Annotated in this window: 6 protein-coding genes; 5 read left to right on the top strand and 1 reads right to left on the bottom strand. The window is 28.3% G+C overall.

Annotated features, from left to right (window positions below; all coding sequences use genetic code 11):
• Positions 1-90: 90 nt before the first annotated feature.
• The gene (locus H9661_RS16435) at positions 91-2070 is read right to left on the bottom strand and encodes a hypothetical protein (RefSeq protein WP_191769866.1); all 1980 of its coding nucleotides are present in this window, start codon (positions 2068-2070) and stop codon (positions 91-93) included.
• A gap of 400 nt (positions 2071-2470) precedes the next feature.
• On the opposite strand from H9661_RS16435, the gene H9661_RS16430 reads away from it, so the two are divergent.
• The 5 genes from H9661_RS16430 (at position 2471) to drmA (ending at position 13960) form a co-directional block, all read left to right on the top strand.
• Positions 2471-3403, top strand: coding sequence for a tetratricopeptide repeat protein (locus H9661_RS16430; RefSeq protein ID WP_191769864.1), 933 nt, complete (start codon positions 2471-2473; stop codon positions 3401-3403).
• A 341-nt stretch (positions 3404-3744) separates the two neighbouring features.
• Entirely contained in the window at positions 3745-6363 is a 2619-nt protein-coding gene (gene drmD, locus H9661_RS16425; protein ID WP_191769862.1) for a DISARM system SNF2-like helicase DrmD, read from the top strand.
• Between the two features lie 2 nt (positions 6364-6365).
• Positions 6366-7973: a site-specific DNA-methyltransferase gene (locus tag H9661_RS16420; protein WP_191769860.1), complete on the top strand. Its 1608-nt coding sequence runs from the start codon at positions 6366-6368 to the stop codon at positions 7971-7973.
• A gap of 4 nt (positions 7974-7977) precedes the next feature.
• Positions 7978-10638: a DEAD/DEAH box helicase family protein gene (locus H9661_RS16415; protein WP_191769858.1), complete on the top strand. Its 2661-nt coding sequence runs from the start codon at positions 7978-7980 to the stop codon at positions 10636-10638.
• Complete coding sequence (gene drmA, locus H9661_RS16410) at positions 10631-13960, top strand: DISARM system helicase DrmA (RefSeq protein ID WP_191769856.1); 3330 nt, start codon at positions 10631-10633, stop codon at positions 13958-13960. The genes H9661_RS16415 and drmA overlap by 8 nt, the downstream gene beginning before the upstream one ends.
• Position 13961 lies beyond the last annotated feature (1 nt).

Below are 13961 nucleotides of genomic sequence, written 5' to 3'. Positions count from 1 at the left end.
AAATATAACTGGAAATGAAATTTCCAGTTATAAAACATATCCAATATTCAATTTACACAAGTTATTCTACATCCTCTTGTTCCTATGTTTTTAACTTAATAAATCTCTTTTTATGATAATATATTTTTTAGTATCTATTCCAAGTATAGAATTGATTTTATGGTTCGCTTTAACATAAACTAAGTCATATTTTTGCAGTAAATCAGGAATAACTCTGCTAAATTCATATTGTCTTGTTGAAAAGTCAATATATTTATTATTAATTAATATTTTTTCATTTACTACCATATCCTTGGTAGTGTATCCAAACTCAACAATGTTATTTATAACTATGCATTCTAAATGGTCTCTAATTTGTTGCCTTACCGTCAAGTCTTTTATTGGAACAAGATAAATTTTATTAGCAAAATCTGTTCCTAAAATATTTTCAATATACTTTTTACTCATAGCATTAATAGAAAACCTGTTTTCATTCAGTCGTGTAGCAATCGCTTCGGCATTAGAAAGTACCAATAAAAAATCAGGTATGGTATAAAATGATATTCTATTATGTCCATTTTTTTTAGCAATTTCTTTTGCTCTATGCAACATATCATGGGGAATTTTTTTATCATTTATTTTATTAATTAAACCTAATACGCATAGCAAATTGAGATATTGATTTGTACGAGTTAAATTTTTACCTATCTCTTTTGCCAAATAGCGATTAGATATAAAGAAGATGCTGCTTCCCTCACTTTGTAAAAATGTGTTTTGTAGACTGTTTCTAGCTACAAATAGAAGTTGAAAAATTACTGGATAACCATATCTAAGTAATTTATGGATATTTGGAAACATAGATTTAAATTCATTATAGTTGACTAATAGATTATAATTATTTTCTAATTTTTTAGTCTCTTTTTGTATCCAAGTGTAATCTATTATCTTAATTTCATAAAGATTACACAAATAGTGTAATGCTTCAGAGGTAGATAAGTTTTTTTGCAACTTAATTATATCTATAATATCTAAGCCTCTATTATTACTAAAATTGCAGTTAGAAGAGTTGCAAAAATATCTATAACTTCCATCAGAAGCTTTAGAAATTTGTGCTGATGGGTGTTTATCATCGTGAAAAATACATGAGAAATTTTCATTGATGGGGCAGTTAATCGTTAGGAAATCCCTCAAATCTATTTCGGTTCTAAAATATTTAAACACATCATTAAAATCAATTTTAGTAATACTGTTTTTTAATTTAATATCTAGATTAGAGATATTAGTAATTGGCATAGAAGTAGATTTTTTATCTGACTTACTTTTTTTATTGTTTATAGTTTTTAAATAAGATATATTTATATTCAATGCATTTGAGATATCTTCCTGTGTATATCTAATGTCAGTATTTAGATATATACATTTTACTAAAAAAGGATTATCAGGATCCTTTAGGTGCAAATAATTAGGTATTCTTAATAATCTCTCAATAGTTTTTGAACTCAAGTCAGCATGTTCCTTTCTTATTTCTAAACTACCAAAGTAATTAATTAATTCTATCTGTAGTGGTGTAAATAATGTTTTGTCGCAAGGTTTACTTCTATCGAGTAACCAATAAATATGAAAACCATTTTTTGTTTCTATAATAATGTTTGGGCATAATTTGAAATTATTTAATTTGGATAAGAATGTTCTTTTGTAATGTTCAATTTCTTCATCAGTTCTATATTGGAATACAGGCTTATTATCGAAATTGATAATATTTTTACCATCTTTTATTACAGGTACTTTACCAAAATCCATGTCTATAAAGTGCGAAGATAGAGATTTTATACTTTCTTGTTTAGAACCCCCATTATTTACTGTGAAAAAGACTCCAAATCCTTCATTTTGATATTTTTTAAATAGTTTTTGAAACAAAGGATATTCACATTCATCGTCCAAAGTAAGTTTACAGTTAATAGGTATGGATGTGCTTTTGTTTGTTTCCTTTAAAAGTTTAAAGTACACAGATTCACCTTTGTCTTTTAATAAGGATAAAAATTCAAAATCTGAAATATGTACATTAGGCCTTTCGTTAATATTAATATTCATTATAACTCCTCCTTTTGGAAGAGCTACTAACGTTATATTTAACGAATTGTTATTTGTCAGTTTCCTTAATATGTTCAATTTACGAAGAAGTGGATATTAACGTGATATTAGTAACTCTAATGTTTTTTACATCATATTGATAAAGCGATTTAAGTCAAGTTTATAAAGGTTTTTTTATGAAATGATAGGAACAATAAAAACCGTAGTGCTAGGGGTGGTTCTTATTGTTCCTATGTTTTAAATTTAGGTAGTAATTACAAAAGTTTTAAATTAACTAATAATTTTAATAGGAAGTAGTAGGTGACAAGTGTTATTTATTTTTTATTTGGTTCATTAAATAAATATGATATATGTCACAATATAAATGTAAGTATAAAAATATAATATGGGGGAAGAAACTATGAATAATAAAAATTGTACTCAACAATTATTAATAGAATATATAAATAAAGCAGGTGAATATTATTATTCTGATGAATACGATAAACTAGATAAAATAACTGATAAGATTTTGATGATAGATAGCCTTAATGGTGAAGCATTGAAATTTAAGTTTACTTCACTATTAAAACTTTCAAAATTTGAAGATGCATTACTTGTAGCTGATAGAATTATTGAAAATAATCCTAAAAATCAAGATGCATATTATCAAAAAGGCAAAATATTATATAAACTAAAAAGATATAAGGAATCTAGTGACTGTTTTGATAGGGTGTATGAGATGAATTTAGATAATATAAACATAAATGCTTATACTCAACATGCTAAGGCATTGGTTGAATTAGGAGAATATAAAAGGGCATTATGGGCCTGTGAATATTCCAAAAGAAATCAAAAAAATGGTTTTTATTTTGGAGAAGATGAAATAAAGTTGGAAATTCATAAAAGAATCATCTGTGATTTTGAGAAGAATGGATTATTCGGGAATAGGTATGTTTTCAAAAGCATGGAACATATGGAGTATATACAGATAAATAAGGACTCTGTAAAGATAACAGTTCCAGAAAAAGATATCGTATTTGATAGCAAAGGCGATATGATTATAAAAAGAAGAGAATCATTTACTGTAGGTGAGGTAAAGGAGCAATTCGTCAACTTACAAAATTCTAATTTTTTAGAATGGATTACAAACGATTATGATTTACACTATTATTATAGAATTAATAATAAAACAAAAGTATTAGTAAAACCAGTATATTATCTGAATCCTGGAGATAGAATATTATCCTCTTATTTTACAGGAAACTACCAATGGGAATCTTATGTATATAGTGAAGGAATATATGAAGTATTATTAGGATCAGAGTGTTTGGGGTATGTATTTAGAAAGTAATTAAGATTAATTTGGAAGTTTTTGATTAAGAACAAGCTATTAAGGAATATGGTAAATGGAATACCTTTATAACAATTGTCATAAAAGTATTCCGTTTGTAATAAAAGTAGGAAAAATTATATAGGTAATAGGAATGTTAATAATATATCGAAACTAGATTTGAATGGTTTGACTAATAACTGGGTAACATTAATCAAATCTTATTAATAATATGGATCATGTACAAATTGTATATGATCCATATTATTATGTTAGTTTAAATATTCCTGTATTTCATGTAAAATATAATTATTATGAAAATATTGTATTTTTGTGAAAATATTACGAAGAGGAACAACAAGATGAAAGATAATTACTTTATACAGTTGTATAATTCAATAAAATATGAATACCTTAAAAATAATCCATTGTTTTGTTTATACAATTCCAATATAGATATCAATCCCCACCAGGTAGAAGCATTTTTGTTTGGCATTAATAGTTTAAATAATGGTGGAGCAATATTAGCTGATGAAGTTGGGTTGGGAAAAACTATCGAAGCTAGTTTAATTATGAAATACTACTATTTAAGTAATAGAAAAAATATATTGTTAATTATTCCATCAAGTTTAAGAAAACAATGGCAGATTGAGTTAGAAGAGAAGTTTAAGTTAGAAGCAAAAATAGTGGAAGGGTACAATTTTGATGATGTCATAAAGGGTGACAATAATGAAGGGATTATTATATGTTCATATCAATTTGCTGCCCTATATGCAGAGAAGTTAAAGAATATAGCATGGGATTTAGTTATCTTTGATGAAGCTCACAAATTAAGAAATGTACATAAGTCAAATGTTAAGTTAGCAAAGAAAATTTATTTCCTAACTAATAAAATACCTAAGATAATGCTAACGGCTACGCCTATCCAGAATACATTATACGATATATTTGGGTTAGTGCAATTTATAGACGAAAAAATATTTTATAGCAAAAAGAGTTTTTCAAAAAAGTTTTTAAATGATGGAAATTACATAGAACTGAAAAATAGCTTAAAGCAGATTATAAAAAGAACACTAAGAAAAGATGTTAAGGACAGAATTCATTTTTCAAGCAGGACATGCATAACGGTTGATTTTGCTTTTACGCCTAAGGAAGCAATATTATATCAGATGATAAATAATTATCTTAAAAGGGAAATAACATTTGCTATACCAACTTCAAATAAAACATTAATGACTATGGTGATAAGGAAACTAACGGCATCTTCAAGTTACGCAGTTGCTGAGACTTTTCAGGTTTTAAAAAATAGATTAATCTTATTAAAAGAAAGTACAGCAGTAAGTAGTGTAAATGAAGGATTAGATTATTTTTTAAATTTTATTGATGAAGATGATAATTTGACAGAAGATGATAATGGAGATAATACATACGAATTATTTGATCGAGAAAAAGTAAATGAATTCATTCAAAATGAAATAAATGAAATTGATAAAATAATTACTTCGGCAGAAAGCATAACTACAAATTCAAAAGGAACAGCCTTAATTGAAGCTGTAGACATTGCTTTTAGGAATCAGAAAAAACAAGGTATAGATGAAAAAGTAGTAATATTCACAGAGTCTATTAGAACTCAAAAATACATAGTTGAGTTGCTAATGGAAAACGGATATAACGATGAAATTATGATATTTAATGGATCCAATAATGACAGGCGAACTAAGGAGATATATAGAGCATGGCGTGTTAAGAATTATGGAAATACAATGTATTCAAGAAGTATTGAAATAAAAAATGCTATAGTTGACTATTTTAAGCATGAAAGCAAAATACTTGTTGTAACGGATGCAGGTTCTGAGGGGTTAAATTTACAATTTTGCAATACGGTTATTAATTATGACTTGCCTTGGAATCCACAAAAGATTGAACAAAGAATAGGAAGATGCCATAGATATGGTCAGCAAAATGATGTCAGTGTAATTAATTTGTTGAACACAGAAAATGTTGCTGATAAGAGGGTATACGAAATATTATCTGAAAAATTAAGTTTATTTAATGGAATGTTTGGGGCTTCTGATGAAGCTATTGGGTTGCTAGAAAGTGGTGAAAGTTTTGAAAAGAGAGTTTTAGATATATATCAAAAATGTAGTACGGTTGGAGAATTTAATAAAGAATTCAACAAACTCGGAAAAGAATTTGAAAAGAAAAGAAACAAAGGATTTAAAGATTTAAAAGAGTTATTTACATTTTGGGATGATAATAAGAAAAGCAAAATTTACACTGATTTAAATAATAAACTGTACAAGTATAATGAATGTTTGACATATACAAGTAATAGTAAATTAGACTCAAATTCTCCAATTAAAAATAAAAATTATCTAATAAATATCAAAGGAAATGATCTAGAGTTTTTTACAAAAGGGTATATATGTATTGGTGCTATATTAAATAAAGGGCAGCTAGTTAAACCAGTTCTAATTTGTAAAGATGAAAAAAATAAATTTATAGTTAAAGAAGAAACTATTATAGATACCTTAAGTAAGGCGGAAATTATACAAGAAGTTGGCGAAAGTTTAATTAGTTTAACAGAGTTAAACATAATAAAAGAAGAAAGTTTAAAAAGTTTTATGTTAGAATATTATAAGGAAAATAATGAACTTCTTAATTACGAAAAAAGTAAAATAGAGAATTGGAAAGTTTTAAAGAAAGATTATTTAGTACATTACTTTGAAGAAATTGATAAAGAAATAGAGGTTTTAAAGAGTAGTTTTAGAGATTCAAAAGATTTTAAGGAAAAGTTAAAAATAAGCAAGGAAATGAAAGACAAAGAAAGTGAAAAAACTACAATGACATTAAACTATCATAAAGATATTGAACTAATTGACAATGAAGCAAATAAAATGGTAAAGGATTTTGAAAGTAACCTACAAATAGAACCTGTATGCCAAATAATTTGCGAAATTAGATACATTACGGAGGAGTAAGAATGGAGAATAGAGGTAAATTAGAATTAACGTGGGTAGATAAATATAATCGAAAGAAAATAGAACCAAGAATATTAATAGAAGACAGAGAAAAGTCTTATGGAGATTCAAATGCAAGTAATATGCTAATACATGGGGACAATCTTCTTGCTCTCAAAGCCTTACAACAGGAGTTTTCAGGCAAAATAAAATGTATTTATATAGATCCTCCATATAATACTGGAAATGCATTTGAGTATTATGATGATGAATTAGAGCATTCCATATGGTTAAATATGATGCGAGATCGTCTCGAACTGCTAAAAGACCTATTAGCAGAGGATGGTTTTATATGTGTTCATATTGATAATTCAGAAGGAGAATATTTAAAGGTTCTACTCGATGAAGTCTTTGGAAGAAAAAATTATAAGGTTACTTTTTATATTCAAGTTAGATATCCAGAAAAGACTTTAAAACAAGATATGGATTATCACAAATTAATTGAACAAGTTCATGTATATAGTAAGTCTGAAAAATCTAAACCTAATTTACCTAAAGCTGAATATAATTACGACAAATTTGAGTGGTATATTGAGGCCAATGAACCTTTTAAAGAAATTACTTTAGGTGGAAAAAAGGTTGAGATTTACAATGATAAAAATTATAAAATAAAAAAAGGATCTGGTTCTATAAATGGTTTAAAAGAGATATGGGCATCGGGAAGCATTTTAGATGGAAATTCATCAGGAAGATTTTTTAGGGACTATTTAAGTGGAAGACAGGAAGAAGATGGACTAAAAATTCTATATAAAGTGTATGGAATAGGTGATGATATGAATGATTATAGATATTTTACAGGCCCTAAAAAAGAGAGTGCTTCTAGGGGGAAATATTATCAGGGTGTGCCAGTAGATAATATAAGTAGCGAAAAAAATCAAAAAAACTTACCTATTTCTAATTATATAGATTTAGCATCATACTTTGGAAACTGTAGGCATGAAGGCGGAGTTGAGTTCAAAAGCGGGAAGAAACCTGAAATATTAATTAAAATGTTTCTAGAGTTATTTAGCAACAAGGGAGATTATATATTAGATTCATTTGCAGGAAGTGGCAGTACAGCTGCAGTAGCCCACAAAATGAGCAGAAATTGGATTACTATTGAATTAGGAGAGCATTGCTATACACATACTTTAAAGCGATTAATAAATGTTATAAATGGAGATAAAACTGGAATTTCGGATGTAGTAAATTGGAGTGGTGGAGGCGGATTTAAGTTCTATGAACTTAGCGAGAGTCTTATGGTCAAAGATAAAAAACTAGGAACTTATATTATAAATCCTAAATATTCACTAGAAATGATATGCAAGGCTATTTGCAAGATCGAGGACTTTACTTTTTTACCACGTGGCCATTTTCAGGGGTATTCATCTGAAAAACGATTCATTCATATTACAACGAATTTTCTTAATCAAAAATATATTGAAATGTTAAGAAATGAGATCTCTGAGGAAGAGTCATTACTTGTATATTGTACAAGAATGCAATCAGACATGGTTTTACCAGATAATATAGAAGTAAAGCGAATTCCCAAGGATCTATTACAGAAATGTGATTTTGAGAGTGAGGAATAATACAATGAAAGTAATAGATAAGATAAAAATGTATATGAGTTTGAGAGAACCTCAATATGATGCTTTAAGTTATTTGGAGAGTATAAGTGCAGAATTGGATTACAAAAGTTGTTCTAAAGAACAAGCTGAGGAAACTGCTACGATAAATTGTGAGAATAAGGAAACAATAAAAATTGATAAAGAGTTTAATTTTCCATCATTTTGTTTTTCAATGGCAACTGGACTAGGAAAAACTAGATTAATGGGTGCAAGTATATATTACTTATATAAAACAAAAGGATATAAACACTTTTTTATATTAGCTCCTGGAAATACTATTTATGAAAAGTTAAAGAAAGAATTCCATGCTTTTCATCCTAAATACATATTTAAAGGGTTAGATGATTTTGGTGAACCACGGGTATATGATGGAGAAAACTATCTTAAATACAGTCAAATTGCTTTAGATGAAAAATCGAAAAATAATGTGGAAATTTTCATTTTTAATATTGGTAAGATTTTCAATAGAGGAGATGTGGAATTTAAGTTCCATAAATATAATGAATTACTTGGTGCTTCATTTGCTAATATATTAAGAAGCTTTGACGATCTAGTAATTTGTATGGATGAATCTCATAGATATTATGCTCCAGCATCTAAAAAGGCAATAGATGATTTAAAACCAATACTAGGACTTGAATTTACAGCTACACCTAAATTATCTAATAAGAACATTATTTTTACTTATGATCTTGCCAAAGCAGCGGGAAGGTATTTAAAGATACCAGTAGTCGTAGGAAGAACCAATACTGGTGGATATTCAGATAAAGATATAGAAGAGATGAAATTAAAAGACGGAATTAAACTGCATGAAGAAAGGAAAAAAAATATTTACGAATATTGTTCAGTAAATCAATTGACGTTAGTTAAACCAATAGTATTAGTTTCGTGTAAAGATACTAACCATGCCTCAGAAGTAAAAAAGTTAATTGACTCAGATGAATTTTTTGAAGGAAAGTACAGGGGAAAGGTAATTGAGATACATTCAGGGACTGGTAGTGAAGAAACAGAAGAAAATATACAAAAGTTATTAACTATAGAAGAAAACACAAATCCAATAGAAATAGTTTTACATGTATACAAATTAAAAGAGGGTTGGGATGTCAACAATTTATTTACTATTATACCTTTAAATGCTGCAAAGAGTGATGTTTTAGCAATTCAGACAATAGGTAGAGGATTAAGACTACCTTTTGGTAAAATAACAGGAAACGAACAGTTAGATACATTGGAGATTGTAGCACATGAACACTATAGAGAAATAATAGATGACGTTAGGGAAAATCCTATATTTAAGACAAGAAATTTAGATGATAAGGATATCGAAGATATTCAGCAAGTTAGTATAGAGTCTATATTTGACAATAAAGAAAGTGAAATTCAATATGCAATAAAGATGAACAATATAAAGAAATCGAATGAATTATTAAAAGAAGATAATATAAACAACTTGTATGCAAGTTATTTAAAAGGTTTTGTACCCAAAAAGAGTAAAGAAGTAAACACTGGTTTTCAAAATGTTAGTCTATTTGATTTCATTGATAAAACAGAAAGAATAGAAGATGAACAAGTAGAATCACAAGTAGTATTACATGAACAACTGAATAAGAGCATACAAAAAGATATGTCTAATGAGGAGATTCAAAATAAGATTTTATCAAAAGAAGAGTTTAAGAATAAAATAGCACAATTTGCTGAAAAAAATATAGATATTCCTAAAATAAGTATAAGTTTTAATACTTCTGTAAGCTTTAAAGATTTTAATATAAAATGCAATATTAAAAACTTTGAAAATGAAAAATCTATAATTGAAAGATATGATCTATTAAATAATAAGTTATTGGAAGAAGTCGAAGCCATATCTCTTGCGGTAGAAGACGGAGAAAATACATTAGCGTGTATGCTTTTAGATGCGATTCCTGAATTCAGTTATGAAGATGCAGAATATATTATGAATATAGTAAATCAATATATTAAACATATAAATAGGGATGAAGAAAGTATAAATCAGATTGTTAGGAGATACGGCTATTTAATAGTAGAAGATATTAAAAAGCAAATTTACGAAAATATCATTGATGAAACAGAAGTTTTATATAATGTAGAGCAGGATTTTATTGTATTTAGTGGGTTTACAAAACATATAAAAAAGACCGATGGAGAAATCAATTTTAGGAAAGAAATTAAAAATAAAAATGAGATTAGAAAATATATATATACTGGTTTTAAGAAGTCTTATTATGATAAAGTGGCGTTTGATAGTGATGCTGAAAGAAAATTTGCTGTTATTTTAGAAGAAGACAAAGAAGTTTTAAAGTGGGTAAAACCACCATTAAATCAAATTGGAATATTTTATAAAAGCGGTAAACAATATAATCCTGATTTTATTGTAGAGACTGATGATAGAAAATATTTAGTAGAGATTAAAAATAGAATAGAAGTCGATAGCAAGAATGTTAAAGAGAAAGCAGTTGCTGCTATACAGTGGTGTGAGTATGCAAGTAAAGTTGATGGGGGAAAAGAATGGGAGTATTGTTTAATTGCAGATGATAAGATTAAATTAGATAATACATTTGCATTTACCAAAGGTTTAGCTGAAAATATGGGAGATGAAAATAATGGATAATGATTTGAGAAAATATAGAGAGGTTAGAAAGATACTAATTAATGATCTAAGAAGTGACTTAATAGGGCCATATGAAAAAGAAGAGATATTAAGTGAATCACCAGTTGCTAGTTACATTACAGGAATATTACAACCTATGGATAGCGATATTGACGATTATGATGAAGAGTTAGAGGCTATAGGAAGTGATAAATATGCTAATGAAAATATGTTTAGGAAAGCAACAGACGAGGATTTAGAAGAAGAAAATAAAGTACAGAAAAAAGGATTTAAACAACAGTCCTCTATAGGATTTAATTTTTATATAGATGGCTCAGAAGAAAGAGTATTAGGAATTGCAAGATGGGGTGAATATTATAAAGTTCAAGAAGAAATAGAGACTCCTGAAGGTGAAACAGAGAAGAAGAAAAAAAAATCTATACGTACTGGATGGCAACGTGAAGGAAAACACAAACCGTTTGAAATAGAATTGTCGCCATTTAGTAAAGAAACTAAATTTGAGATAGATGAAGGAGTATTTATTAATTTATTGAAATACAAGCTTAAGAATACTAATACTATAATGGTTGCAGTATTCTTATCAAACATGAGAAGTACATCTTCCGAAAAGATTGAAAACATGATGTTTCAAGTGGAATTAGAAGTGTATGGAGAAGATGGTAAGAGTGTATTTATTTCAGAATTAAACAGCATTAACACAAAAAATGAGATTGATGATTATCTTTATAGAAATAAACCAGTATTCTCAAGAGGATATGGCTGTGCAGTTGTTTGGGAAAATGAAAATAATGAACTTGCTAAAAAAGTTAAATCATCATTTATACCAAGTTATGAGATCCCTTCTGTAAGTACAATATTAGAAGGTGTTGATGAAAAAGTATTTTCAATGAAATATTTTTCTAATCCTAAAAATAAATCTAAAATAATTGAAATTCTGAGTATTATTCCAGAGAAATATGAGTTATGGATTAATGGACTAAAAAATAATGAGTTAATTTACGATAAAGATTTCAATGAAGATGCAAGGTCTATAATTTACCAATGTGAGATGGCATTAGACAGAATAAAAAAAGGTATTGAACTAATAGAAAACAATGATAAAGTTCTACAATCATTTTGCTTTGCTAACCAAGTTATGTTTCTCCAAAGAAGTATGGATATGTTTTCAAAGAAAAATAGTAAAGGGGTAGTATGCTCACTAAAGGATGAACTTGAGAAGGAGCATTCAAGTTGGAGACCATTCCAAATAGCGTTTGTATTATTAAATATAGAAGGGATAGTAGAGCCGTCTTCTAAAGAAAGAGATATAGTAGATTTATTATTTTTCCCTACAGGTGGAGGGAAGACCGAGGCATATTTAGGAATTGCAGCTTTTATAATAGGTTATAGAAGAATTAGCTCAAATGAATGTGTTGAATATGAAAAAGATGGTGGGGTTACAGTATTTTTAAGATATACACTTAGGTTACTTACAACACAACAAAGAGATAGATTACTTAAAATGATTAGTGCAGCTGAAATGATAAGGTGTAAGAGCCAAGGTAAATTTGGAAATAGTGAAATTTCTATTGGATTTTGGGTAGGTGGAACTGTTACGCCTAATAAATTTAGTGAATTTGAAGATGAAGATCCACAGAAGGTTAAGGCAACTTTTAATAAATTAACCAAACAGATAATTCAGTGTCCTTGTTGTGGAAACAAAATAAAAGATGAAGATTATAATGTGGACTTAGTAGAGAATAAGGTGGAGATACATTGTAGTAATAAAAAGTGTTATTTTAATAAACACAAAATACCCGTTTTCCTTGTAGACGAAGAAATTTATAGGAAATGTCCTACTGTAATAATTTCTACTGTAGATAAGTTTGCAAGGTTAGCATGGGATGAAAAGACCGCACTGCTATTTGGAAGGACAAATAGACTATGTCCAAGATGTGGATTTATTTCTGAAGGTGAAGAAGGGCATAATAGTCATCAAAGTTCAGGAAGTCATAAGGCAACTAGAACCATTAAGGGCATTAAACCATTTTATCCACCTGAGCTAATTATACAAGATGAATTACATTTAATAACAGGGCCATTAGGAACAATTTATGGTGGATATGAAACAGCAGTAGAAGAAATGTGTAAAGCTAATATTGATGGAAAAATAATTTTGCCCAAATACATTGTATCAACAGCAACAATTAAAAATGCTGGGGAGCAAATAAGATGCCTATATGGAAGAAATGAATATTTTCAATTTCCACCGAGTGGTTTTTCAGTAGAAGATTCATTCTTTGCAAAAGAGGTAAGTTTGGATGAAAAGCCGTTTAGGTTATATGGAGCAGTTTGTGCTAACGGACAGTCTATGAAAACTACATTATTGAGAATATATTCAGTCTTACTACAATCAACTGAAAATTTATTGAAAAATAATGAATTTAAAGATTATTTAGATCCATATAGAACTTTAATTGGATATTTCAACAGCGTTAGGGAACTTGGTGGTACAGTTAGGCTTTTAGACGATGACATACCATCAAGAATTCATAGATTGGTAAAAAAATATGGATATGATAAGGAAAGATATATAAACATACATGATGAAATAACATCAAGAACTCCTTCTTATAAAATACCGCAAGTGCTTGAAAACCTTGAAAAAAGTCTAGGTGAAAAAGGATGTATTGATGCTGCCATCGCAACTAATATGATAGCGGTTGGAATGGACATTGATAGATTAGGTCTAATGGTTGTTACTGGGCAACCTAAATTAAGTTCTGAATATATCCAAGCTACTAGTAGAGTAGGAAGAAAATATCCAGGCCTTGTTATTACAGTATATAATCCGTATAGACCAAGAGATTTATCTCATTATGAGAATTTTGTGTCTTATCATTCTCAATTATATAGGTATGTTGAAGGAACTACGGCTACGCCATTTGCAGCAAGAGCAAGAGATAGAGTTTTACATGCTATAATAGTATCTTTACTTAGACTTAGGAATGTAGATATGGCTCCTAACAAGGGGGCGGGGAATATTGATACTATTGATGATATGATTATTAATGAAGCTAAGCAGATAATATTAGACAGGGTGAAAAATGTTGAGATATTAAATTTAACTGATACAGAAAAGGAAATTGATATATTCTTAGATGATTGGAAGCGTCTAAATGAAGAAGAAAAAAACTTATTTTATTATGTTGTTAATACGGACAAATGTAATAGGCTATTAAATTATTATGACAAGTATATCAATGATAAAGAAAAGCCTACACTTAATTCAATGAGGGAAGTTGAAACAGCTTCTGCATTATATTACTATGAGGGGGTGTAGT

This window comes from Clostridium cibarium (assembly GCF_014836335.1).
GTDB lineage: Bacteria > Bacillota > Clostridia > Clostridiales > Clostridiaceae > Clostridium > Clostridium cibarium.
The sequence above is the reverse complement of the archived record's forward strand: the minus strand, read 5'-3'. Positions and strand labels throughout refer to the sequence as shown.